Source organism: Micromonospora sp. LH3U1 (assembly GCF_028475105.1).
In the GTDB taxonomy this organism is placed as follows: Bacteria; Actinomycetota; Actinomycetes; order Mycobacteriales; family Micromonosporaceae; genus Micromonospora.
The window spans coordinates 1,766,349-1,791,624 of record NZ_CP116936.1 but is presented as its reverse complement, the minus strand read 5'-3'; the positions used below and the strand labels follow the sequence as shown (position 1 = coordinate 1,791,624).

Annotated in this window: 19 protein-coding genes; 9 read left to right on the top strand and 10 right to left on the bottom strand. The window is 70.7% G+C overall.

The window, feature by feature from the left end:
- Positions 1–9 precede the first annotated feature (9 nt).
- From PCA76_RS08290 to PCA76_RS08280, 3 genes are all read right to left on the bottom strand, one after another.
- Positions 10–981, bottom strand: a complete 972-nt coding sequence (locus tag PCA76_RS08290; RefSeq protein ID WP_272616475.1) for a carbohydrate ABC transporter permease — start codon at positions 979–981, stop codon at positions 10–12.
- 109 nt (positions 982–1,090) lie between these two features.
- Complete coding sequence (locus PCA76_RS08285; RefSeq protein ID WP_272616474.1) at positions 1,091–2,380, bottom strand: ABC transporter substrate-binding protein; 1,290 nt, start codon at positions 2,378–2,380, stop codon at positions 1,091–1,093.
- 321 nt (positions 2,381–2,701) lie between these two features.
- Positions 2,702–3,265, bottom strand: a complete 564-nt coding sequence (locus PCA76_RS08280; protein WP_272616473.1) for a plasmid pRiA4b ORF-3 family protein — start codon at positions 3,263–3,265, stop codon at positions 2,702–2,704.
- Positions 3,266–3,415: 150 nt separating this feature from the next.
- Between PCA76_RS08280 and PCA76_RS08275 the strand changes: the two genes are divergently transcribed.
- The gene (locus PCA76_RS08275) at positions 3,416–4,162 is read left to right on the top strand and encodes a pyrimidine reductase family protein (protein ID WP_272616472.1); all 747 of its coding nucleotides are present in this window, start codon (positions 3,416–3,418) and stop codon (positions 4,160–4,162) included.
- Here the strand turns inward: PCA76_RS08275 and PCA76_RS08270 are convergent.
- Together PCA76_RS08270 and PCA76_RS08265 are read right to left on the bottom strand one after the other, a co-directional pair.
- Positions 4,100–4,909: a hypothetical protein gene (locus tag PCA76_RS08270; RefSeq protein ID WP_272616471.1), complete on the bottom strand. Its 810-nt coding sequence runs from the start codon at positions 4,907–4,909 to the stop codon at positions 4,100–4,102. The genes PCA76_RS08275 and PCA76_RS08270 overlap by 63 nt on opposite strands.
- A gap of 20 nt (positions 4,910–4,929) precedes the next feature.
- Complete coding sequence (locus PCA76_RS08265; RefSeq protein ID WP_272616470.1) at positions 4,930–5,448, bottom strand: SigE family RNA polymerase sigma factor; 519 nt, start codon at positions 5,446–5,448, stop codon at positions 4,930–4,932.
- 234 nt (positions 5,449–5,682) lie between these two features.
- Here PCA76_RS08265 and PCA76_RS08260 point away from each other — a divergent pair, with 234 nt between their 5' ends.
- The 8 genes from PCA76_RS08260 to PCA76_RS08225 all read left to right on the top strand — a co-directional run bounded on the left by PCA76_RS08260 (position 5,683) and on the right by PCA76_RS08225 (position 15,532).
- On the top strand, positions 5,683–7,437 hold the full coding sequence (locus PCA76_RS08260; protein WP_272616469.1) for an ATP-binding protein: 1,755 nt from the start codon (positions 5,683–5,685) through the stop codon (positions 7,435–7,437).
- A gap of 75 nt (positions 7,438–7,512) precedes the next feature.
- Positions 7,513–8,661 (top strand): exonuclease SbcCD subunit D, encoded by a 1,149-nt coding sequence (locus PCA76_RS08255; protein WP_272616468.1) that lies wholly within the window; start codon positions 7,513–7,515, stop codon positions 8,659–8,661.
- Positions 8,661–11,135, top strand: coding sequence for an AAA family ATPase (locus tag PCA76_RS08250; RefSeq protein ID WP_272616467.1), 2,475 nt, complete (start codon positions 8,661–8,663; stop codon positions 11,133–11,135). The genes PCA76_RS08255 and PCA76_RS08250 overlap by 1 nt, the downstream gene beginning before the upstream one ends.
- Positions 11,136–11,249: 114 nt before the next feature.
- Positions 11,250–12,209: a hypothetical protein gene (locus PCA76_RS08245; RefSeq protein WP_272616466.1), complete on the top strand. Its 960-nt coding sequence runs from the start codon at positions 11,250–11,252 to the stop codon at positions 12,207–12,209.
- Positions 12,210–12,227: 18 nt separating this feature from the next.
- Positions 12,228–13,085, top strand: a complete 858-nt coding sequence (locus PCA76_RS08240) for a spermidine synthase (RefSeq protein ID WP_272616465.1) — start codon at positions 12,228–12,230, stop codon at positions 13,083–13,085.
- A gap of 124 nt (positions 13,086–13,209) precedes the next feature.
- A complete protein-coding gene (locus PCA76_RS08235; protein ID WP_272616464.1) occupies positions 13,210–13,902 on the top strand; it encodes a sigma-70 family RNA polymerase sigma factor in 693 nt (230 codons plus the stop codon).
- Complete coding sequence (locus PCA76_RS08230; RefSeq protein ID WP_272616463.1) at positions 13,899–14,681, top strand: anti-sigma factor family protein; 783 nt, start codon at positions 13,899–13,901, stop codon at positions 14,679–14,681. The genes PCA76_RS08235 and PCA76_RS08230 overlap by 4 nt, the downstream gene beginning before the upstream one ends.
- 203 nt (positions 14,682–14,884) lie before the next feature.
- On the top strand, positions 14,885–15,532 hold the full coding sequence (locus tag PCA76_RS08225; RefSeq protein ID WP_272616462.1) for a hypothetical protein: 648 nt from the start codon (positions 14,885–14,887) through the stop codon (positions 15,530–15,532).
- Between the two features lie 77 nt (positions 15,533–15,609).
- Here the strand turns inward: PCA76_RS08225 and PCA76_RS08220 are convergent, their stop codons facing one another.
- The 5 genes from PCA76_RS08220 to PCA76_RS08200 are packed head-to-tail and all read right to left on the bottom strand — an operon-like array spanning position 15,610 to position 25,140.
- Entirely contained in the window at positions 15,610–17,367 is a 1,758-nt protein-coding gene (locus tag PCA76_RS08220; RefSeq protein ID WP_272616460.1) for a stealth family protein, read from the bottom strand.
- 25 nt (positions 17,368–17,392) lie between these two features.
- On the bottom strand, positions 17,393–19,636 hold the full coding sequence (locus PCA76_RS08215) for a glycosyltransferase (protein ID WP_272616458.1): 2,244 nt from the start codon (positions 19,634–19,636) through the stop codon (positions 17,393–17,395).
- Entirely contained in the window at positions 19,633–21,282 is a 1,650-nt protein-coding gene (locus PCA76_RS08210) for a stealth family protein (RefSeq protein WP_272616457.1), read from the bottom strand. The genes PCA76_RS08215 and PCA76_RS08210 overlap by 4 nt, the downstream gene beginning before the upstream one ends.
- Positions 21,279–23,270: a PIG-L family deacetylase gene (locus PCA76_RS08205; RefSeq protein ID WP_272616456.1), complete on the bottom strand. Its 1,992-nt coding sequence runs from the start codon at positions 23,268–23,270 to the stop codon at positions 21,279–21,281. Before PCA76_RS08205 ends, PCA76_RS08210 begins: the two co-directional genes overlap by 4 nt.
- Positions 23,260–25,140, bottom strand: a complete 1,881-nt coding sequence (locus PCA76_RS08200; protein WP_272616455.1) for a stealth family protein — start codon at positions 25,138–25,140, stop codon at positions 23,260–23,262. The genes PCA76_RS08205 and PCA76_RS08200 overlap by 11 nt, the downstream gene beginning before the upstream one ends.
- Between the last annotated feature and the right edge of the window lie 136 nt (positions 25,141–25,276).

Genomic DNA, 25,276 nt, shown 5'->3' with positions numbered 1-25,276 from the left:
GATCTCTCCTCACTTCGCCGAGCGGCGGACGAGTAGGAAGTTGAACAGCGACACCACCACGATGATCATGAAGATCGCCCAGGCGACCGCGGCTCCGTAGCCGGCGGTGTTCAGGTTCGAGATGCCCATCTCGTACATGTACATGGCCAGCGTCTGGAACTCCCGCTGACTGCCGCCGAGAATGTTGCCGTTGGCGAAGAGCAGTGGCTCGGTGAAGAGCTGCATGCCGCCGATCGTGGACAGGATGACCACGAAGGTGAAGGTGGGCTTGAGCATGGGCAGGGTGATCTGCCAGAACTGCCGCCACGGGCCGGCGCCGTCGATCTCTGCGGCCTCGTAGAGGTCCTTCGGGATCGCCTGCATGCCGGCGAGCAGGATCAGGGTGTTGTACCCGGTCCACCGCCAGTTGACCATCGAGGAGATGGCGAACCAGGAACTCCACCGCTGCCCGTCCCAGTCGACCGGATCGACACCGACGAGGCCGAGCAGCCAGTTGAACAGGCCGAACTCCCGCTGGAAGAGCATCCCGAAGACGATCGCGACCGCGGCCACCGACACCACGTTCGGCATGAAGATGGCCATCCGGAAGAAGGTCTTGGCGCGCAGGAAGGTCCGGTTGAGCAGGTTCGCCAGGAAGAGGGCGAGCAACAGCTGCGGGATGGTCGACAGGGCGAAGATGCCGAACGTGTTGACCAGCGCGTTCCAGAAGTACTCGTCGGAGAACAGCCGGGTGTAGTTGTCGAAGCCGATGAACGAGTGCTCGCCGATCATGTCCCAGTCGTGCAGCGACATCCAGGCGGTACGCACCATCGGGTACAACCCGAACGCGCCGAAGATCAGGAAGAACGGTGCGATGTAGAGGTACGGCGAGTACTTGACGTCGAGGTGGTTGAGTAACCTTCCCCGGCGCTGCCGGGAAGGGAGGTCGGGAGAAGGCGGTGCTGCTGGCGACGGCGGTGCCGTCGTAGCCGACAGGCTCATGCGAATTTCCTTTTCCGGCGAGGCCCGGGGGCCCTCGCGCAGGGCGCTACGCGGAGGGGACCGGCCGGTGGCGTCCGGGAAGCCCCGAACGCCACCGGCAGGGGATCACTCAGAAGGCACCCTGAGTCTTGGCATCCTTCGTGAACTGCTCCCAGGCCTTCGCCTTGTCGGCCTGCCCGCTCTCGAACGCCCGCAGGGCCGGCTCGAGCGCGTTCTCCTTGACCGCCTGGTGCTTCGGGCCCAGGTGGGTCGGCTGGATCTTGGCGACGCTCTCCCCGAAGATCTTGCCGGTCGGCGCGTTGCTGAAGTACTCGTTGGTGTAGCCGATGAACGCCTCGTTCTTCAGCGCCTCCAGGTTGGTGGGCAGCGGGCCCTTGGCCTTGAAGGCCTCCACCTGGCTCTTGGCGTTGGTCAGGTACTCGGCGAGCTTCGCCGCCTCCTTCGGGTACTTGCTCTGCGCCGGAACCGCGAGCCACGAGCCGCCCCAGTTACCGCCGCCGCCCGGCACGGACGCCACGTCCCACTTGCCCTTGTTGGCCGCACCGGAGTTCTCCGAGACGATGCCGAGCATCCAGGACGGGCAGAAGGTGGCCGCGAAGGTGCCCTGCTTGAAGCCACCCGACCACTCCGGCGACCAGGTCTGCGCCTTGGCGGAGATGTCCGCCATCGAGGTGGCGGTGTCCCAGGCGTTCTTCACCGCGGGGCTGGTGTCCGCGATGATGTTGTCTTCCTTGTCGTAGAACAGGTCACCGTTGCCCTGGAACATCACGCCGTTGGAGACGGCGGTGATCGAGTCGATGAACGCCTTGCCGCCGCTGCCCTGCTTGTACTTCAGACCGGCGTCGTGGAAGCCCTTCCAGTCCGGCCAGAGCGCCGACACCTGGTCGCGCTCGGTGGGCAGACCGGCAGCCTGGAACAGGTCCTTGCGGTAGCAGACGGCGAGGCTGCCGACGTCGGTCGGGAGGCCGATCAGCCGACCGTCCGGCGCCTTGCCCAGCTCCCACTTCCAGGGCAGGTATTCCTTCGAGTGGTCGGCAACCAGCGGGTTGAGGTCGGCCCAGTTGCGCGCGTTGGGCTTGAACTCGTTGAGGATGCCCTCTTCCAGAGCGGTGACGTCCGCCGCGCCCTTGCCGGTGGCCAGGTAGCGGACCAGCTTCGGCCGGTACTCCGCGAGCTGCGCGGTCTTGCGCAGCTCGACCTTGATGCCGGTGTCCTTCTCGTACTGCTTGACAAGATCTTCGTAGCCGAATTCGCCGAAGGTGTCGACGACCAGCTTGGCCGGCTTCTCGCCGGCAGCCGGCTTGTCGTCGTCGTTGCCGCAGGCCGCGAGACCGCCGATTGCGGTGATCGCGGCCAGGGCAGCGGCCGCCAGGCGGGTACGCCGCGTGGTGACACTCATGCGCTGACCCCTCTTTCCGGTGGTGAGGCTGGATGGGTGTGGTGGGGGGTGCTCATCGCGCCAGGCCGGGGGATGCGTGAGTGACCCATGCCACCTCCGGGAGCGCTCCCATGAGATTGCCGGCGGGTAACAGGAGTGTCAATAGGGCGATGGGAGCGTTCCCAGATCGTTACCGCTGATCACTTCCGCCGCACCCACCCCACCAACACCCCCACACGCCCCCGCCGCACCCCTGGTGATCAAGAGGTTTCGGTCAGGAATCGCGGGCCTGCTGACGCAAACTTCTTGATCAACAAGGCCCCCCGGTGGCCCGGGGCCGGGTCAGCAGAAGCGGCGGAGGAGGGTGGTTGCGCGGTTGGGGTCGAAGCGGGACGGGTCGAAGGTGGAGCCCGCCCAGTCGCGCAGCATCGCGTGCCGCGGGTTGGCGAGGTCGGCTGGGCCGGCATGGTCGTCGAGCGCGACCAGGAGCGCCTGATAACCCAACGGCCCGCCGATACCCTCCGGCGGGCAGGCCCGCTCGCCGTCCAGGCAGACCGGGTACCGCTCGTCCGGGTCGACCGTCAGCGCGTCCTCCACGACCAGGTCGTGCTCCCACCAGTCGCCGAAGTCGTACGTGTAGGAGAATCGGCTGCCCTTGCCGAGCACGGCGTCCAACCGCACGTCCAACTCGTCGTGCAGCGCCAACTCCCCGTCCGGGTCGGGCTCGCCGTACTGCATGGCGTCGATCTCGAACGAGTGCAGGTGGCAGTCCCGCCAACCCATCGCGTGCTGCACCACCCGGTGCAGCCGGTCCAGTGTGTAGCCGGCCGGGACGAGCACCCGACGCCACACCGGCGGGCGGACACCCGCGAGGGACATCTTCAGCTGGAAGATCTGACGCGGCATGCTGTCCTGTCCTCCCGCGGCTTAGGCTGCGAGCATGATCTGCCGAGCGTGCCGGGCCCGGCGACACGACGACTGCCCGGGCCGGAACTGGTGCGACTGCCAGCACCGTACCGCCGAACCGACCCCTCCGGTCACCGGTCCGGCCGGCGAATGACCGTCGGAATTCCGATTCGACGGCTCTGGCCCGAGCCGTCGACGCAGCCCCTCGACGACACCGCGCTGACGGCCCTCTACGGCCGCGCCGACAAGCCCCGACTACGGGTCAACTTCGTCGCCAGCCTGGACGGCGCGGTCACCGTGGACGGCTACTCCGCCGGACTGTCCGGCGAGCCGGACAAGCGGGTGTTCGGCCTGCTACGGATGGTTTGCGACGCGCTGGTGGTGGCGGCCGGCACGCTTCGCCACGAGGAGTACCGGGCGGTCCGGCTGAACGAGACCCGCCGTGCCTGGCGCCGTGACCACGGGCTGGCGGAATACCCGACACTGGTGGTCGTCTCCGGTTCGCTCGACCTGGACCCGGCGCAGGCCGCCTTCGCCGACGCGCCGGTCCGGCCCATCGTGCTCACCCACGCCGACGCCGACCCGCCGCCCGGACTGACCGACGTCGTCGACCTGCTGCGCTGCGGCACCGGGCGGGTCGACCTGGCCGCCGGCCTCGCCGAGCTGCACCGACGCGGCCTGACCCAACTGCTCTGCGAGGGCGGCCCACACCTGTTCGGCGCGCTCACCGCCGCCGATCTGGTGGACGAGCTGTGCCTCACCGTCGCACCACTGCTCGCGGGGCCCGGCCCCGGCCGAATCACCGCCGGCGACGCCGCACCCCCCCGGCACCTGCTACTGCGACACGTGCTCGCCGCCGAGGACGGCACCCTCATGCTCCGCCACGCCCGCCGGTGAGAGCTCAGTCGACGAGCACCGCCCCGGGAGCCCACGGGATCTGGTAGCGCCGGCCGTCCTCGGTGCTCGCCCAGACCTGCACCTCTTCGTACGGCTCGGCGGCGGCCACCTCGACCACCGCGCCCGCGGCGCCGCGCCGAGCGGATGCGGCACGCCGTTGGCAACGACCTCGACGGCACGCCCCTGCGGCGCCTGGACCAGGACGTAGAGCCGGCCGCCGGAGCGACGGGCCACGGCCACACCCAGCCCACTGCCGGTGGAGCGGACGGCCGCGCAGACCGTGTCTCCGTCGACGCAGGCCAGGTCATACGAGAGGTGGTCGAGCAACCGGCGCGGTTCGCCCGTGTCCGGGGCGACCACGACCTCAGCCGCCTGTCCCCCGGCGGCCCGCTCCTCGGCGCGTGGTTCCCGTCGGATCAGCACGAGCGTCTCCGTCCCGACCCGGCCGACCGCCACGATCTGCGCCTGCGTCACGGGTCGACCGTCAGCACCGACGATTCCGGCCGGGACGTCGAAAGCGGCGCTCGGTCCGGTGCCACCGCCCTCGCCACCGCGACCGACCGGCCCCAGCGGCGGGAGCACGAGCGCCCCGGCGGCGACCAGCACAGCCGCCGTGCCGCCCGACAGCAGCAGACGCCGACGGCGACGCGCCCGGCTTCTCGTGACGACCCGTTGGGCGAGACCGGGCGGCAGTTCCACGGTCGCGACAGCGCGGTCGAACAGGCTGGCCACCTCTTGGTCACGCATGGTTCTCCTCTGCGAGTTGGTCACGCATGGTTCTCCTCTGCGAGGTCGAGGTCGAGTGGGGCAACGCCGACGGCCTCCAGCCGGGCCCGCAGGCGGTGCAGACCACGGGAAGCCTGGCTCTTCACCGAGCCCACGGAACATTCCAGTTCGGCGGCTGTCTCCGCCTCGGAGAAGCCAAGCCAGTACCGGAGCACCACGACTGCCCGCATCCGCGGCGGAAGCTCGCGCAACGCCGCCAGCAGCAGCTCCCGGTCGTCGACCCGGGTCGTCTCATCCTGCTGCGGCACCGCGTCCGGAACGCCTGCGACCCGACGTCGGTTCCACGGCGAGCGCCACCGGCTGACGAGCCGATTGGTCATCGCGCGACGCAGGTAGGCCTCCGGCTGCCGCTGTCGGACTGCGTGCCAGCGCGGGTACGCCTGCTCCAACACCTCCTGCAGCAGGTCCTCAGCGTCCGCCCGCTGCCCGGTGATCAGAACGGCGAAGCGGAGCAGTCGCGGGCCGCTCGTCGCGACGAAGGCGCCGAAGTCGCTATTCATCCATGCTCCATGCCTAGGTAACGCGACCAACGCCCTGCGGGTTGAGTCCCAGCCTTGCGCGGTGCACGTCGACACCTCCCTCGCCCACCTCATGCGCTCGGTTGAGCACCCAGCGTCATGAGTGTGACGGCGCATGGTGTCGTCCGCCGCGTCGCGTGGCGACCTGTCGTACTCCTCGGGCAGGATGCAGGGCATGCGCGCCGACCGTGATGCCCGACCGACCCGAGTCGCCCGATGACCGACGCCGACCTCGACAGTCCTGGCGAGGCGGTCGGGCGGGTGCTGGGCACCGCCGACGCCACCCCGTTGCAGTTCTGGACGGCCGTGGCGCCCGGCAGCTACCTCCAGCTCGACGACGTGGTGGTCACCCGGCGCGAGCTGCCCAATCGGGAGCCGGTGACGATCGCCGGGGTGGTCACCCAGGTCCGCGCTCGGCACGAGGGCGCCCAGTTCGACTCCGACGTGTTCGCCATCGCCGATGGCACGCTGCCCGCGCAGGTGCAGGAGGCGGCCGAGATCACCACGACGCGGGTCGATCCGGAGCTCTACGTGCCGCCGACCCCGGGTGCGGTGGTGCACCGGGCCGAGGGTGACGCCCGGGCGCGCGCGCTGCACTTCGACCGGATGGAGCGGCGCATCCCGATGGGGATGGGTCGCGACGGCGTGCCGGTCTACCTCAACGCCGACTTCCTCGACGGCAGCCGGGGCGCACACGTCTCCATCTCCGGCATCTCCGGGGTGGCCACCAAGACCAGCTTCGCCACCTTCCTGCTCTACTCGGTCTTCCGCTCCGGGGTGCTGGGTGGCGACGCGGTCAACGCCAAGGCGCTGATCTTCAACGTCAAGGGTGAGGATCTGCTCTTCCTGGACCACCCCAACACCCGCCTCGACGAGCCCACCCGCGCGTCGTACGCGAAGCTCGGGTTGAGCGCCGGCGCCTTCCCCGACGTCCGGGTGTACGCGCCGCCCCGGGTCGGTGACGCGGCCGGCACGCCGGATGTGAGCAGCCGGCTCACCGGGGTGGATTCGTTCTACTGGACGCTGAGCGAGTTCTGCGCCGACCGCCTGCTGCCGTACGTCTTCGCCGACGCCGACGACGAGCGCCAGCAGTACACGATGGTGGTCCACTCGGTGGCCGCGCACCTGGCCCGCTACGCCCAGCCCGCCGACGGCGGGGTGAGCATCGACGGGGTGCGGCTCGGCTCCTACGGCGATCTCGTCGACCACATCGTCGACCAGCTCAACGACGACGAGACCCGCTCCGACTGGGCGGGCAGCGCGGTCGGTCTGGGCACCGTCAACGCGTTCGCGCGACGGTTGATCGGCAGTAAGAAGGACCTCGCCCGGCTGATCCGCGGTGACCTCGCCACCCGCCGCCCGCACTCGATCAACACCAGCGAGTCCGCGCAGGTCACCGTGGTCGACCTGCACAACCTTCCGGACCGCGCCCAGCGGTTCGTGGTCGGCGTGACGCTCAAGAGCGAGTTCGAGCGCAAGGAGAAGTCCGGCACCGCCAAGCCGTTGCTCTTCGTCGTCCTCGACGAGCTCAACAAGTACGCCCCGCGGGAGGGCTCCTCCCCGATCAAGGAGGTCCTGCTGGACATCGCCGAGCGGGGCCGCTCGCTCGGGGTGATCCTGATCGGCGCGCAGCAGACGGCGAGCGAGGTGGAGCGGCGGATCGTCACCAACTCGGCGATCCGGGTGGTCGGTCGGCTCGACCCGGCCGAGGCCTCCCGCCCGGAATACGGTTTCCTCCCGCCCGCGCAGCGACAGCGGGCGTTGCTGGCCAAGCCGGGCACCATGTTCGTCAACCAGCCGGACATCCCGGTGCCGCTCTGTCTGGAGTTCCCGTTCCCGGCCTGGGCCACCCGGGTCTCCGAGGCGGGCCGGGCACCATCGGAGACGCTGCGCTCGATCACCCAGTCCGCCGACCCGTTCGCCGTGGTGGGCTCCGGTGGCGGCAGCACCGACGACGACATCCCGTTCTAGGTAGGGGCCGGCACAGGTGAGCGCGAGGAGTGAGCTTGCGAGCCCCGCAGTCGCGAACGGAAGGCGAGCACAGCCATGAAGATCCTGCACACCTCCGACTGGCACGTGGGAAAGGTGCTCAAGGGGCAGTCCCGGGCCGAGGAGCACAAGGCCGTCCTGGCCGGGGTGATCGACATCGCCCGCGCCGAAGAGCCGGATCTGGTGATCGTCGCCGGCGACCTCTACGACACCGCCGCGCCCACCTCGGAGGCGACCCGCCTGGTCACCCGGGCGCTGACCGCGCTGCGTCGCACCGGCGCGGATGTGGTCGCGATCGGCGGCAACCACGACAACGGCCCCGCGCTGGACGCGCTGCGGCCGTGGGCTGATGCCGCCGGCATCACGTTGCGCGGAGGGGTGCGGGAAAATCCGGACGAGCACGTGATCGATGGCACCACCGCCGGAGGCGAGCGGTGGCGGCTGGCCGCGTTGCCGTTCCTGTCGCAGCGGTACGCGGTGCGCGCGCTGGAGATGTACGAGCTGACCGCCGCGGAAACCAACCAGACGTACGCCGACCACCTGGGCCGGGTGCTGGGACGACTGACCGAGGGTTTCACCGAACCGGACCGGGTGCACCTGGTCACCGCGCACCTGACGGTGACCGGCGCGACCACCGGCGGCGGCGAGCGCGACGCGCACACCGTGCTGGGCTACGCCGTCCCGGCCACCGTCTTCCCGGCCACCGCGCACTATGTGGCGTTGGGCCACCTGCACCGGGCGCAGCGGGTCATCGGCCCCTGCCCGGTGCGCTACAGCGGCAGCCCGCTGGCGGTCGACTTCGGTGAGCAGGAAAACGTCCCCTCGGTGACGCTTGTCGAGGTGACCGCCAGCACCGCCGCCCGGGTGCGTGAGGTGCCGGTGACCGCGGCGAGCGCCCTGCGGACGGTGCGGGGCACCCTGGCCCAGCTCGCCGAGATCGAGGCGCCGGACGCCTGGCTGCGGGTGTACGTGCGGGAGCAACCCCGCGCCGGCCTGCGCGAGGAGATCCAGGAGCTGCTCCCCCGGGCGCTGGAGATCCGGATCGACCCGGAGTTGCTGGCCGCGGCGGGCAGCGGCGCCCGCATCGCGCAACGCTCGGGGCGTTCGCCCCGGGAGTTGTTCGCCGACTACCTGGACAGCCGGGGCCATGCCGACGAGGGCGTCCGGGAGCTCTTCGACGAGCTCTTCGAGGAGGTCGAGCACTGATGCGTCCCATACGGTTGGACATGGCCGGGTTCACGGTCTTCCGGGACGACACCACCGTCGATTTCACCGACGCCGACTTCTTCGCGCTGATCGGTCCGACTGGTTCGGGCAAGTCCACCGTGCTGGACGCCATCTGCTTCGCCCTCTACGGCATGGTGCCCCGCTGGGGTGGCGCCCGGGGGTTGGCGAACGCGCTCGCGCCGTCGGCGACCGAGGCCCGGGTGCGGTTGGTCTTCGAGTCCGGCGGGGCCCGCTACGTGGCCACCCGGGTGGTACGCCGGGACGGCCGGGGCAACGTGAAGACCGCGAACGCCGGGTTGCAGCTGATGCCGGCCGGCTTCGACGTGACCAAACTGGACACCGGATTGAGCCCGGACGACCTCGGTGAGGTGGTGGCCGGCACTCCCGCCGAGATGGAGCAGGCGGTGCTGGAGGCGGTGGGGCTGCCGTACGAGCAGTTCACCAGCTGTGTGGTGCTGCCGCAGGGGCAGTTCGCCGACTTCCTGCACGCCAAGCCGGCGACGCGCCAGCAGATCCTGGTCAACCTGCTCGGGCTCGGTGTCTACGAGGACGTGCAGAAGCGGGCGACGGCGCGCGCCGCGCAGGCGGACGCTCGACTCGACGCGGTCGATCAGCTGCTCGCCGGGCTGACCGGCGTGGACGACGAGGCGCTGGCCGAGGCCGACGCCCGGGTCGACCGGATGGTCGAGCTGGCGGCCGCGGTGACCGTCGCGGTGCCGGAGTTGGCGAAGGCCCGGGCCACCGCGCGGGAGGCGGCGGCGGCGCTGACGGCCCTCGACGACGAGCTGACCGTGTTGACCGGGGTGCGCGCGCCGGGCGGGGTGGCCGAGGTGGCCCGAGCGATCACCGCGGCGCGGGCCGAGGCCGAGGCGGCGGCGGCCGGGGTGTCCCTGGCCGAGGAGCGGGAGGAGAAGCTGCGCGGCGAGCTGGCTGGCGCCGGCGACGAGAGCGCGGTGCGACTGCTGCTGCGGGCGTACGACGATCGGGACCGGCTGTCCGGCGAGGCCGACACGGTCCGCGCGACGGTGAGCGCGGCGAACGACGAGCACGCCGCCGCGGTGGTCGCGCTGGGCACCGCCCGCGCGGACGCCGAGCGCGCCGACATTGAGCTGGAGGCGGCCTTCCGGGCACACGAGGAGGCGAAGGCCACCGACCTGGCGGTCAGCCTGCGGGTGCACCTGCACCCCGGCGCGGCCTGCCCGGTCTGCGAGCAGCCGGTGGCCGAGGTGCCGGCGGTGCCGGCCGACTCGGCGGTAGCCGCCGCCACGGCGGCCGGCAAGGCGGCGCGGGCCGCGACCAAGGCCGCGCAGGCGACCGTGCAGCAGCGGGACGCGGCGGCGCGTGACCTGGAGCGGCTGCTGGTGCAGGCGCGGGCCCGGCAGGAGCAGTTGGAAGCCCGACTCACCGAACTGGACGGGCAACTCGCTGGCGTGGCCGAGCCGGCCGTGCTGCGCCGGGAGTTGGCCGAGCACGCCCGGTTGCGGCGCGCGCTGGAGGAGGCGGCGACCGCGGTCCGGGCCGGCCGCGAGACCGTTCGCCAGGCCCGGGCCGGGGTGGACGCCGCCGAGGAGCGGCTGCGGGCGACGTGGCGGGCCTTCGACACCTCCCGCGACGGGCTGGCCCGGTTCGGCCCACCCGCGACCGATCGGGACGACGTGGCCGCCGCGTGGGCCGCGCTGACCGGCTGGGCGACCACCGAGGCGGACCGCCGGCGCGCCGACCGGGCCGGACGGGCCGTCGCCGTTGCCGAGGCCGAGTCGGTGGCCGACGCGGTGCAGCGGGACATCGCCGGTTTGTTCGCCGTAGCCGACGTACCGGTCGGTGACGACCCGGTGCACGCCGCGACCGTGGCGGTGGAGCGGGCCGACGCCGACCGGCGGCGGTTGCGGGAGCGCCGCGAGCAGGCCGGGACGCTACGCGAGCAGCGCGCCGGGCACGAGCGGGAGGCGCAGGTGGCGCGGGCGCTCGCGGGGCACCTGCGGGCCAACAACTTCGAGCGGTGGTTGCTGGCCGAGGCATTGGACCTGCTGGTCGACGGCGCGTCGGGGATCCTGCGGGAGCTCTCCTCCGGCCAGTACGAGCTGGTACACGACAAGGGCGAGTTCTTCGTGGTCGACCACCACGACGCGGGGCTGCGCCGGGGCGTCCGCACCCTCTCCGGGGGTGAGACGTTCCAGGCGTCGCTGGCGCTGGCGTTGGCGCTCTCCGAGCAGTTGGCCGGGATGTCGACCACGGCGGCGAGCCTGGAGTCGATCGTCCTGGACGAGGGCTTCGGCACACTCGACGCGGCCACCCTGGACACGGTGGCCGCGACCCTGGAAAACCTGGCCGCCCGGGGCGACCGGATGGTCGGCGTGGTCACGCACGTGCCCGCGTTGGCCGAGCGGATCCCGGTCCGCTTCGAGGTGCGCAAGGATGCCCGGTCGGCGCGCGTAGAGCGGACGGGCCGGTGAGCGCGAGGAGTGCAGCGCAGCGGAGCCCCGCAGTCGCGAACGAAAGGCGGGCCCGGTGAGCGCGAGGAGTGCAGCGCAGCGGAGCCCCGCAGTCGCGAACGAAAGGCTAGTTCGGTGAGCGACGCCGCTTTCTTCGTCGACTCGTGGGATCCGGCGTACGGCGCGTCGTTCGAGGCGTCCGCTTCCGGGCCGGCCTCGCCGAGCAGCGCGCAGGTCGACGCGGACGTGGAGTTGCCCGCCGTGGACTGGCGGGCGATCGGCGTACGCCCGGGGGTGCGGGCGCCCGACGTGGTGCTGATGGTCGACGGGGTTCGCCGGATCGACGCGAGCATCTGGACGGCCGAGACCGACGGCGGGTCGTTCCCCGGGTTGGCCGCCTCGTACGCGGCCGGGGTGGTGCGGTGCGACCTGGGTCGGGGTGCGGCGCAGCTGGCCGGGACCAGGGTTGCCCGGGGGCTGTTCACGGCGAGCCCGTCGGCGCAGGACGTGGTGGCGGGCCAGATCCGTTACCCGGTGCACCGGGTGGGTGGCACCGGTGAGCTGGCGAAGCTGCCGGCCGCCGTGCAGGGCCCGCTGACTGCGCTGGAGGTGGCGGTGTCCGACGCCGCTCGGGTCGACGATGACCTGCTGGTGGTGGACGGCCCGTTGCGCAGTCGCCGGCAGTTGCCGCGCACACTCGGGTACATCAAGACCCAGCACAGCCAGTACCTCGATGCCCGGCTGACCGCGGTGGTGACCGGTCTGGCGTCGGGCGAGCGCTCGCCGGTGTTCCGGCTCGGCACCGCCTGGGGTGGCTGGTCGTGGTATTTGCGGCTGCCGGTGGCGATCGGCGCGCCGTGGGCGGGCATCGTCCGGGTGGAGTGCTCGGCCGACCTGCCCGTCGAGGCGGCGATCGAGCTGGCCGACCTGTCGCTGGTCACCCTGCCCCGCTTCGCCTCCACCCCGTACAAGGATCCGCGGGCCCCACAGAATCTGATCCCGATCGCCGGCCTGGAGCGCCGGCTGCGTGCCCTGTTGGGCGATTCCCGGCTGCTGCACCGCGCGTTGACCGCTGCGGCCCGCGCGGCCCGCTGAACGCGGATACTGGTTGCGATGGGACGCAAACGGGCGGGCGACCGGGTGGTCGAGCAGGTGGACACCGGGCAGGCCGAGCTCGTTCCGGACCCGGACCGGGCCGGTTCGTGGACGCTGCTGCTGGACGGCGCGCCGCAGTCGCACGTCGACCTGACCGACCCCACCCACCTGGAGTTCGAGTACGTGCGGCGGCTGGCCGCCGCGGTGGACCTGATCGCACCGGCCGGCGAGCCGCTGCGGGTGCTGCACCTGGGCGGGGGCGCCCTGACCCTGCCCCGGTACGTGTCCGCCACCCGGCCCGGTTCCACCCAGCGGGTGTCCGAGGTGGACGGTGCTCTGGTGGAACTGGTCCGTCGAGCGTTGCCGTGGCCGTCGGACACCCGGCTGCGGGTCCGTGTGGAGGACGCGCGGGCCGTGCTGGCCTCCACCCGCGACGCCAGCTACGACGTTGTGGTCGCCGACGTGTTCGCCGGCGCCCGCACCCCGGCCCACCTCACGTCGCTGGAGTATGTGGCCGAGGTGGCCCGGGTGCTCCGCCCCGAGGGCTGGTATCTGGCGAATGTGGCCGACGGCCCGCCGTTGCGGCACGCCCGGGGGCAGGTCGCCACGGTCCGCGCGGTGTTGCCGCAGGCTTGTCTCGTGGGGGACGCGGCGGTGCTGCGGGGCCGCCGGTACGGAAATCTGGTGCTGGTCGCCGGTCGGGTCACACCGCCGGTGCCCGAGCTGAGCCGGCGCGCAGCCGGCGACTGGTTCCCCGGCCGGGTGGTGGCCGGCGACGAGCTGGACCGTTTCGCCAGCGGCGCGCAGGTGGTCCGGGATGCCGATGCCACCGGCTCCGATCCCCCGCCGCCGGGCCTGTTCTCGGTACGCCGCTGACCGTCCACCGGGCAGCGGCGCGGAACTTTTTTCGCCGTTTGTTGATCCGTTCGGGGCGGTGGTGCGTACCACCGGGCGGCCCACCTCGTGGGCTGGCGTTGGTAACGGATACCCGGAGGTCTGCATGCATGCGGTGGCGGCCGGTTGGCATGGCGACGCGGTCCGCGCGGACTGGTTGTCGGCGCGGTCCTCGTCACGGCCGACCTCGTCTGCCCGGGGGGTCGACGCGCGCGCGTCGTCTCGCCAGAATGGTCCGGTGACGCCGCGACCGGCGCCCGGGCGCCATCAGGCGACGTCAACCGAGGCGAACCACTCCGACCAGCTGATCCGGTTGCTCTATGCCGAGCACGCCGGTCCGTTGCTGATGTTCGTCATGCGCCTTACCGGGGGGGACCGGCAGCGCGCGGAGGACATCGTCCAGGAAACGCTGCTGCGGGCTTGGCGCAACGCGCACCGCCTGGGCACACAGGGGCAGGGTTCGTTGCGGCCGTGGCTGGTCACGGTGGCCCGTCGGATCGCCATCGACGAGCACCGCAGCCAGGAGGCCCGGCCGCCGGAGACGTACGACCGGGATCTGACCGCGTTCGCCGAGTCGGACAGCACCGACCGGGTGCTGCGCACCATGACGGTGGCGGACGCGCTGCGTACGCTCAGCCAGTCGCACCGGGAAATCCTGATTTCGACGTACTTCCGAGGGCGGACGGTGCCGGAGGCCGCCGAGGAGTTGGGGCTCCCGCTTGGCACGGCCAAGTCGAGGGTCTACTACGCGCTGCGCGCGCTGCGCACGGCTCTGCAGGAGCGGGGGGTGACAGAATGAGCCGGCCGGACCACATGGACGTCGCGGCGTACGCGCTCGGCGTGCTCGACGAGCAGGACACTGAGCGGTTCGAGGAGCATCTCGCCACCTGTTGGGCGTGTGCGGCCGAGTTGGAGACGATGGTGCCGGTTGTCGGGCTGCTGTCCGACATCGACGGCGAGACGATGATGGCGCTGGAGCAGACCGCGACCGACCCGGCGCTGCTGGACCGGACGCTGGGTGCGGTCCGGGCCGACCGGCGGCGTACCCGGTTTCGTCAGATGCTCGCGACCGCCGCCGCGGTGGTGGTCCTCGGCGGTCTGACCGGGTACGGCTTCGTCAGCGTGACCGGCAACGATCCGGCGCCGGGGGTGCTCGCCGATTCGACGCCGAGCGCACCGCTCGACCCGGCGACGAGCGGGCCGACGGCCCCGCCGAGCGGCCCCGGCGTCGGCGGCACCGAGGAGGAGGGCGACCAGGTCGAGGCCACCGACCCGACCACCGGTGTGCAGACCACCATGTTCCTGGTGAAACGGGAGTACGGCACGCGCATCAATTTCAGCCTGCGGAAGTTGCCCGGCCCACGCACCTGCCGGCTGGTGGTGGTGCGGAAGAACGCCAGCACCGAGGTCATCTCGACCTGGTCGGTGCCGAGTAGTGGTTATGGCACCAACAACCGACCGCAGGGCCTTGAGTTGAGTGCGTCGACGTCGGCCCTGGTGGATGACATCAAGCAGCTCCAGGTGCAGTCGGTGGATGCCAACGGTGTGGCGAGCCCGCTGGTCACGGTGCCCCTGTAGGCTCTCGTACCGCATCGGCACCGGTCATTGTCACAATGACCGGTGCCGATCTGTCGTTACGGGAGGTACCCCCTGCGGGGGCGTACGCATGGCCACCCGAATCGGTTCAATCAAGAGAAGTGAAATTGACCACTGTTGCTACTTCAACCTTGACAGCCCGCTCGCCGTACCTATGGGTGAACTGTCAAGAATGAGGAGGGCACGTGGCAAAGATGAAGCGGACCGTCATCGTCGCGAGCGCGATGGTCGCACTAACGGCCTGCGCTCCCGCAGGTTACGACGGGGCGAACTCGAGCGCGGCTGAGCCGGTCGCCGTCGCCGCGGCCGAGCCCACCGCGACGGTTGAACCCGAGGCCTCGGCATCCGCGGAGGCGCCGGCCGCCGACGCGCCGCCCGCGAACGTCGACCTGACCGAGAAGTTGGTCGGCAAGAGTGTCGCCCGGATGGGCAAGGTGGTCACCGACCAGGACGGCTGGATCCTGTACCGCTTCGACAAGGACACCGCCGACCCGCCCTCGTCGAACTGTGTCGACAAGTGCGCCGACGTGTGGCCCCCGGCGTTGACCGACGGCAACCCGGAACTCAAGGGCGTCTCCGACGACAAGGTCAGCAGCGTGACCCGCCAGGACGGCACCCGTCAGCTCACCATCGCCGGTTGGCCGGTGTACCGCTACATCGGTGACAAGAAGCCCGGCCAGTGGAAGGGCCAGGCTGTTGGTGGCACCTGGTTCGTGGTCCAGCCGGACGGCAAGAAGAACCTCAGCTGCCTGCCCACCTCGACGCCGAAGGCGGTCGCACCGCCGGCGGACAGCGGCTCGAACGACGCCGGAGGCTCGGGCTACTCGTACTGAGCCCGTTCGCCACAAGGACACGGTGGTCGGTCGTCGCCGGGGAGGGCGCGGCCGGCCGCCGTCGTACGCGGGGCGGGTCAGGCTCGTTCCCACGGGCTCGGCACGGGGAAGTACGTCTCCAGGAACGGCGTGAGCAGCGCCAACTGGGCGGCGAGGTCCTCCTCGACGGAGAACGCGTCGTTCAGGCAGAACACCTGCCGGTCCCGGCGCGCCAGCAGGTGAGCCAACCGGGCTGGCGTGTCGGGGTGGGACAGCTCGGCGATGGTGTAGAGCAGGTTCCCCGGCACCGCACGACCGGTGTGGAACGCGTAGTAATGGTGCAGCGAGGAGGCGACCGACAGGTCGTCCATGCTGCGGAACTGACTCGCCGCGGTCTGGCGAAACTGCTGTGGGAACGTCTGCTCGATCTCCTGGAGCACGCTGCGGCGCAACGCGTGCGGCATGTGCTTCATCTTCTGGGTCAGCACCGTGCCGAACCGCTCCGCGATCAACGCCCGGTTGTTCTTCCCGGCCGCCGACGACGGGATGTCCCCGGCGGTGGGCGGGCCCGGCGGCACCAGCGCCGGCGAGGGGAAGAACCGCGAGATGCCGTTGGCCAGGAAGAAGTCCTGGGGCAGCACCTCGGTGCCGAGGAAGACGTCGTCGTTGAAGTACAGGAAGTGCTCGGAGAGCCCGTCGATGTGGTGCAGTTGGCTCTCGATGGCGTGCGAGTTGTACGTCGGCAGCGCCGTCGGGTCGCTGAAGATCTCCCGGTGGCTGACCACCCGCAGCCCCGGCACGGACGGGTCCAGCCAGGCCGGCACCTGGTCGTCGGTCACCAGGTAGATGTTGCGCACCCAGGGCGCGAACAGGTGCAGCGACCGCAGCGAATAGCGCAGCTCGTCGCGGCTGAGGAAACGGGCCGCGCTCGCCGCCTCCGCGTGGTACGGCACCCCGGCCACCTCGGCCCGTCGGCGCAACCAGGTTGGGTCGGCGCCGTCGACCCAGGTGTAGACCACGTCGACCGGGAACGGGACGTCGTCGGGGCGCGGCGCGGCGAACTCCGGACAGGTCCACGCGCTCGCGGGGGCGCTGGCGGGCGCGAGCCCGGTGAACCGCCATTCCGGTACGAGGACCATCGGCGCCGTGGCCACCACCTGTTCGGCGACCGGGTTGGGCCGCGGTGCGACGAGCGTGTCGCCCTCCCGGGTCCAGAACTCGACGTCACACCCGTACGCCTGGCCCAGGACCAACCGGCGCCGGGGATCCGTCCAGTACCAGGTCAGCCGGAGCACCGGGACGTCCGCCAGGCGGTCCCAGGTCTTCGGTTCGAACCCGGCAGCCGGCTGGCCGGTGCCGTCCGGCACGGAGACGTAGCCGGGAACCCGACCGCAGGCAGCGGCGAGGGCGGCGTACGCCCGGGCGCGGTGCTCGGCGTCGACCGCGACAACCGACGAGCGGTGGGAGCCGCCGCGTACCCGGAAGTGGGGTACGTCGGCCTCGTCGAGCGCAGCCGTCACCGTCTGCAGATTTTCCAGCCGCGCTCGCAGGGGTGTGACGGACGCGCCGGTCCGGGCCACCCGGGGCCCTCGATCGGCGGTGACGACCACCCGGTCCGCGCCGGCCACCAACTCCGGCTGGCGGCGTGCCAGACGTTCGCCCCGCCGCTCGGAGATGTTGCCGTCCCGCGCGGCCCGAGCCACCCACTGCTTCAACTGGTGGCGGGCCCGAGGGCTCACCTTCGTCGCGATGGCACGCCGGGTCTGCGGGCTCAGCACCCGACGGTAGACCTCCACCAGCCCGGAGGGTTCGGCGAGCGCCGACTCGTCTGACGGCGTGGGCCTCTGCTCGGTCACCGTTTGTCCTTCCCTACGTCCGTACTCACGGACGGTCGACCACGACGATCGACAGCTCGCTGTCGCGGGTGTAGTACGGGCGGACCCGCAGCAGTGACACCGGGTCCTCCTCGACGAGATCCAGCCCTGGATCGTCCACCAGGTAGATCTCCGGGTAGTTGTAGACGAGCTTCTTGTCGACCACGTCGTCGACGAGCAGACCCACCCGGACCTCGCGATCCGTGCCGGCCTGCCGCAGCCACAGATCCCAGTCCTCGTAACGGCCCAGCCGATGTGCGGCCAGTTCATTGACGGCCACGTCGATACGCAGGTGGCCGGTACGGGTCCGTACTACCGGCACGGAGACAGCGCCTTCGTGGTGGCCGCGTCGGCGCAGCACGGCCTGCGCAGGGGTGCCGAAACCCCACCAGACTGCCTCGATCGACACCCGCTCGCCACTGAGTACGACCCGCCGCACCTCAGCGTGTACCTCTCGCGCCCAGCTGCGCACCGCCAGAAAGCCGTCCGCCGTGCGATACGGGAGGTGCGAACGGACCCCGTACCCACCGGCCGGATCATCCGCCGGTTGGTGACCGCCGGCGAGCACCCGGGTGTCGATGCGGTCCGGGCACAGTCGGACGCGTGCTCCCGTCAGCGGCTGCAGGTACGCATTCCAGCGGCCCTCCGACAACGTGTCGGCGGGCAGCACCGCTACCTGGTGTACCGCGTCGTCCTGCACTTCCAGTGGCACCCGCACCTTGTGCCCGCTGTCCCGGTCGCGCAGCAACAGGTGCGCGCCCGGAGCGAGACCCGGGGCGTCGACGCTCAAGCTCAGGCCATGGTCAGGCAGCACCCGACAGTCCACTCTCGGCCCAGCGGCTGGTGCCGCAGCCCGTCGGCGGATCGCCTTCTGCAACCGGGCAGAGGTGGCCCGGGCCTGCCGGATCCGGGAGAGGCGGACCAGCGCACCCATGCTCGCCCGGCGGACCAGATCGCTGCCGGCGATCCCGCGCAGCAGCGGGTCGCCCAATAGACGGACCAGATCGGGTTCCCGGATCAGCTCATTGCCACGAGCTAGCACCGAACGGCCGCTCCGTGGCCCCTTGGCCGACCGGGCGACCCGCGAGGACCCGTTGGGTGCCGGGCCTCGCTCGGCAAGCACGGCGCTGCACTGCCGGGCGAAGGCGTCGGCGAGCGTCTCCGGGTCGAAACGCGCCGCATTTACCGGCGCCAGCTTGGCCAGCCGGGCCCGGAGATCGTCGTCGTGCATCAGCGTCCGCAACGCCGAGGCGTACGCGCCGATGTCTTCCATCGGGACCAGCAGACCATCGACCCCGTGCTGAATGATCTCGCGGGGGCCGACCGGGCAGTCGGTGCTGACGACCGGGAGGCCGAGCCGCATCGCTTCGACGATGGTCATGCCGAACGACTCTCGCTCGGAGGAAACTGCGGCGATCGAACCCTTGACCCACTCAGTGGACATGTCCTCGCGCCGGCCCATCAACTGGACCTGGTCGGACATCCCCAACTCGCGAACCTGTGCGACCAGCGCGGGGCGTTGCGGGCCATCGCCGTAAATCCGCAGTTTCCAGTCCGGGTGGTCGCCCGCGACCCGCGCGAAGGCGGCGATGAGCCGGTCGTACCGCTTGATCGGGTCGAGCCGCCCGGCACTGACCACGATCCGGTTGGAGCCGTCGGCGGGCGGCACGGTGGGCTGGGGAACGCTGTTCGGCAGCGCCTCGACGCGGGTGTGTGGCACCGGATTGCCGGACCGGAACGCGGCGGCGTCCGCCTCGGTCACCGTGAAGGCCAGGTCGATCCGGTCGTACGAGAGCCCGATCTCGGCCTTCAGCGCGTCGTCGATCAGATCCTGCGTCATGTGCTCCTGCGCCACGCGGACCGCATGGTCGGGGCCATGCCGCGCCACCGCGATATTGAGGCCCGGCCGGGTACCCACGATCACGTCGGCCACGGTCGAACGTAGGTAGCCGATCATCCGCTCGTCGGTGAGCCGGCTGTACTGGCTGTGGAACTCCTCGCTCTTCGGGATCAGCAGGGACGGCTCCCGGAGTTGGGGGTCCGCCCGGTCGGGGCGCCGCAGGCGGGTGTCGACGAGCGGCACGAGCGCGATCCGGTCGTCGATGGCGAACATCGGCCGGTCGACTCGACGGAACACCGAGGCGATCTCCACCTCGTGCCCCTGGCCTACCAGGGCGGTGGCGAGGTTCAGCACGGCCCGGTTGGTGCCGCCGACGCCGTACATGTTGTGGATCAGAAAGGCGAACTTCACCCGGAGATCCTCAGCTCGTAGGGGCTCGGGACCGGGAAGTACGCCTCCATGAACGGCTCGAGGATGGTCATCTGGTGTTGCAGCTGGGCAAACGTCGAGTAGGCGTCGTTGATGCAGAAGGTGTCCCAGTCCCGCCGCACCTCCGCTCGTCGCAGCCGAGCTTCGAGGTCGGGTACCGCGAGCTGGACGTAGCCATAGTTGACGTGGCCGGGCAGCGCGCGGCCGGTCAGGAACGCGTAGTAGTGGTGCAGCGAGTAGGTGATGGTCAGGTCGTTGGCGCTGCGGAACCGGCTGCGCATGGTGGCCTCGTGCTCGATCGGGAACTCGCGCTCGATCTCCGCCAGGATGCTGCGCCGCAACGGGTAGGGCACATGCTGTGTGCCCTGGGTGAGGGTTCGGCCGAACCGCTTCTCGATCAGCGCCCGATTGTTTTTGATCATCGCGTCCACCGGGGAGTCCAGCTCGCTGATCTCACCGAGCGGGATTCGGTTCTGCGACAGGAAGAACTTGGTGTTGCCGTTTGCCAAGAAGAACGTCTGCGGTGCCAGCGGACGACCGAAGAACATGTCGTCGTTGAGGTACAGGAAGTGCTCGGCGAGTCCGTCGATGCGGTGCAGCTGACTCTCGATGGCGCACGAGTTGAAGGTCGGCAGGGCGTCCTTGACCGCGAAGATCTCGTCGTGGTTGACCAGGAAGATGTTGCCGGCGCTCAGGTCGAGCCAGGCCGGCCGCTGGTGGTCGGTCACGATGTAGATGTTGCGGACCCACGGGGCGTTCAGGTGCAGTGATCGCAACGAGTACTTCAACTCGTCACGGTTGATGTACCGCGACTCGCTTGCCGCCTCGGCGTGCAGCGACTCGCCACGGACACCCGCGCGGCGTTGCTGCCACTGTGGATCCGCGCCGTCCACCCAGGTGTAGACCACGTCAATCGGGAAGTCGATGTCGTCCGGGAGCAAGCGGTCGAACTCCGGGCGGCTACGTCGGGGCGGATGCCACTTCACCGGAGACACGAGGCGGGTCAGCCGGTGCTCGCCCACCTGTACGGGAGTGCCGTCCAGTGCCACCGCCCGCATCATCCGGTTGGGCCGGGGCGAGCGAAGAACGCCGGCCGCTCGGTCGGGCTTCCAGAACTCGATGTCGCAGCCGTACGCCGGGCCCAGAATCAGCTTCAGGCTGGGGTCGACGCGGAACCAGGTCAGCTTGATCGCCTGCGCGGCGTACAGCTCGGTCCAGGCCGGCGCCTCCGACGCGTCCGTGAGCCCGCCGACGATCGGTGGCCGGGGCAGGATCTGGCTCACGTAGCAGGTCTCAACCCCGCCGAGCTTCTCCAACGCGCCCAGCGCGGCCACCCGATCGACCTCGCTGACGCCGATCACCGGCGTCCGGTCGTCCATGCCCCGAACGAGGAAGTAGTCCACCCCGTGCTCATCCAGCACACCGCTCACCGCGTCGACGTTCAGCTGACGCCCCAGGATCGGGGTCAGGTCCGCGTGCACGTGCGCGGTACGACGTCCACCGTCGACGAGGACCTCGTGCAGCGTGGCACGGCCTTGCGCATCGCCGCCCGCCGGCACGGACCCGGCCTCGTCGACGGCACGGGAAGGCGCGACCGAGCGCTGCGGTACCACCGGCGTGTTGTTCACGGCACTTCCTTCATCGAGTACAAGGGCGATCCGTTTCGGTCCGGTCGCGAGGCGAGGAGACCGCCCGCTGTCGACACGGCCAGGACGACGGGGCGGCCGCCTTCGTCCACCTGGAGGGCGTGGCCGCCAACGATCGGCGTCGACTCGCGGAGCCAGCGGCAGGGCGTCGGCCCGGCCGGATCCAGCCAGGTGACGCTGGAGCCGGACTCGTCGTCGCGGACCGCCACCAGGATCGCGCCCTCCCCGGGCACGAACCGGGCGGTCAGCGGGCCGGGACCGCCGTGACCGCCGAGGTCGACGGCCGTCGACAGGTCCCATCCTCGGCCGGCGGACCGGCTACGGTACGACAACACCGACGCCGAGTTTCGGCGCCGGAACAGGAGCAGCCGATCGCCGTCGGGCAGCCGTACGACGGCCGGCGGGCCGGCCGGTGGCTCCGTCTCGAGCAGGGTGTACTCGGCGGTGAGTTCCGGCACGGAGACCTGCCAACGGGCGGTCCCGGTGCGACCTGCAGCCAGCACCTCCACGGTGTGATCGTCCAGCGCTACCACAGTCAGGCCGTCCTGGGTCTCCCGGCCACCGAGGTCCTGCCAGGGCGTCCAGGACGTCCCGTCGTACAGCCGGCCGCTCAGACCCTTGCCGCTGTTCCTGGCCAGCAGCAGGATGCCCCCGCCCGGCAATGCGACGGCCTGCGGCATGCCGGTGTTCCGCCGCTTCACCGGAGCGCTCCGCCCGTTGGGGTTGCCGAGCGACTCCCAGCGGACGTCCGCATACTCGCCAGCGGCCGGGAGCACGATCGTCCGGATGTCGCGGATGTGCTGATCGGGCTCTGCGGTGAGCCCCTGCCACACCGCGAACAGCCGCCAACCGCCGTTCGGGGCGGCCAGCGCGGCGACATGCGGTAGGAGCCCGGTACCAGGAACCACCCGACCCGGCGCGAACGCGCCGGAACCGGCCTGCTGCCACTGGATTACCTGGCCGCCCCGTACGGCGAAGGCCGACAGCCGGCCATTCGCGCTCGGTACCGCCCACGCCCGCGAGCCGGGGTAGCGCAACGTGGTGCCGGAGGCGTTCCCGGCGCCGATCGCGTCGCCACCGACCTTGCGGTCACCGCGGCCCACAGGACTGTCTGCGGGGCGACCGTCAGCCCACCCGTAGACGTCCTTGTACCGCTGCTTGAGTGCCCGCGCCTCGGGGCTCAGGTTGGACGGCCACCGTCGGACGTAGTAGCCGCGGAACGCCTCGACGGTTGTGGCCCTGCCACCGCCTTCGGCAAACCACCGACGGGCCGCCTCCTGGGTGAACAGCCCAGTGACGGTGTGAAAGATGTGGTCGGAGTATTCGCCGGTGTCGGCGTGTTGTGGATTTTCCTTGTTGTGCGGTTGGCGATCGGGATCCGGGTCCATCGTCCACAGCAGCGTCGGCTCGACGTCGCGCAGCAGGTGCAGCAGCGCCTCGATCATGCTCTCCCGGGAGTAGCCAAATGTCCCGGAGACCGGCGATCCAAGCGGGACCATGGTGGGTGTGACGGTGGCCTCGCCGGTCCACAGCCGTGGCAGCGGGCCGGCGCCGACCGGCGAGCCGGGGGGCGGCGCACACCAGAGGTTGAGCGACACCAGCCGAATCCGGGGGGCGTCGACCAGCGTCGACAGATCAGCCTCGATGGCCGAGCCCACGGTGACTGCTTCGCGGCGCCACTTGGCGTCGCGATCGCCGAGAACCATCTCCCCGTACGCCGAACGAAGCCCGTTGAACCGGGCGGCGGCGAAGCCTTCGAAGTCCACCGGCAGCGCGGCATGTGCCACCGACCCAGCGGGGGCGTTGCGTCCATCCGCCTCACCAGCCGTCAGGCAGACAGTCAGGTGTGTCTGGCTGTGTCGCAGCTGACTGACGAGCAGCGGGTTCAGGAAGTAAAGGTCGTCGTCCTGGTGGGCCACGACCGCCATGGACCGGGGACGGCCGGTTAGGTGCCGGCGGTCAGCCGTCACGTCGCTCCCCAACTGGATCGGGTCCTCGGCGGCCTGGGTAGGGCCGCTCTCTCGGTTCGAGGACGGCCTTGAAGTCGGTGACCGTGTTGAGCATGTTGTTCGGCATGGTCGGCGCGTCGACCGGAGCGGCCCGACGGGCATCCAGCACCGGGCGGTACGACCGCCGCCACAGCTCTCCGGCGCCCACGGCCCGCCGCTCCGCCACCACGTCGTCTGGCAGCTCGAACGGGGCGGGGAAGGGCAGGTAGCGCGGCAGGAAGTCGGCCAACATCTTCTCCTGCTCCTCGAACGACCGTGGATCGGAATCGGTGTCGTTGAGGCAGAAGACGTCGCGGTGCCGGCGGGCCAGCAACTCGGCCAGTCGGGCGGGGGTCGAGGGGTGGCCCAGGTCCGCGTACTCGTACTCGATGTCGCCGGGAACCGCCTGCGCGGTCAGGAACGCCCAGTACTGGTGCAGTGACGACGGGATGGACAGGTCGCCGTGGTGACGGAACCGGTGCCGCGCGGTGGCCATCACCTCCTCCGGCAGCCGGCCCTCGATCTGCTGCATGATGCTGCGTCGCAGCGCGAACGGGGTGTGCTTCATCTTCTGCGTGATGGTCACGCCGAACTGCCGCTGGATGTGTCGACGGTTGTTCTTTCCGGCGGCTTTCACCGGCGGATCCTCCGACTTCGCCTCGCCCAGGCCGAACTGCGCCGGCGAGGGGAAGAACTTCGCGATCCCGTTGGCGTGGAAGAAGTGGTTCGGCAGCAGCGGACGCCCGAGGAACACGTCGTCGTTGAGGTAGAGGAAGTGTTCGGCCAGACCATCGATCCGGTGCAGTCGGGACTCGATGGCGTGCGAGTTGTACGACGACCGGCCGCCGAGGTCGGCGAAGAGTTCGGCGTGTGAGATGAGCGTGATCATCGGATGGCTCGGGTCGAGCCAGCTCGGCAACTGACTGTCGGTGATCAGGAAGATCCGCCGCAGCCAGGGCGCGAAGCTGTGCAGCGAGCGCATCGAATACCGCAGCTCGTCGCGGTTGTGGTAGCGCGACGAGTTCGCCGCGACCGCGTGCAGCGGGCCGTCGGGGGCGCCGAGCGCCGTCGACTTCCGCTTCTGCCACTGCGGGTCGGAGCCGTCCACCCAGGTGTAGACGGCGTCGATCGGGAAGCCAATGCGGTCCGGTGCCCGGACGGCCAGGTCTCGGCGGGTGCCGTAGGTGTGGTCGTCGGCCTCGGGCACGAAGTGACTCATCAGTGCCGCGGCCACCCGGACCGGTTGTGCCCGGGCGGGCGCCTCGTCGACGACCCCGTTGCGTCGAGGCGCACGGACCATGTCCCCGCGCCGGCTCCAGAACTCGATCTCGCAGGCGAACTGGGCGCCGAGGACCACACCGGCCCGGGCGTCGGTCACCGGGAAGCAGACCTGGAACACCTCGGTCGGGGCGGCGTCCGGCTGGTCCCGACCGGGCTGGACCTGCACCACCCGGACGTTGGCTCCCGACAGCTCCGGCGCGGAGCGGATGAGGCGTTGCACCGCCGGCCGTTGGTCGTCGAGGACTGCGACGGTGCTGCGCAGATGGTCATCGTTACGGATGCAGTGGTACTCGATGCCGGCCGCGTGCAGCGCGGTGGTGACAGCGGTGAGGTTGCGATGCCACTGCTCCAACGGCGTAGCCGTGGCGACCACCTCGGCCTTGGTTCGGACGCCACCGTCGGGCACGGTCACCCGGGCACCCAAGGGATGCACGGTGTCGCCGCCGCGCGGCCGGGAGAGCGTCTGCACCATGCCGATCCGCCGGTGGGCGGGCAACATACCGAGCAGGCGCCGCCGTACCGGCGATGGCAGAAGTCGGTAGACCTTCAGGGCGATCATGCGCCGGGCCATCCGCTCGGGACGGCCACCTCATCGGCGGCCACCGTCAGCCCTGGTGCTGGATAGCGGCGGCCCGAAACCCCACTCGCACTGATTCGACACACACTCGTGCAGCCATCACTGCTTGCCTTTCCACAGATCCCCCGTT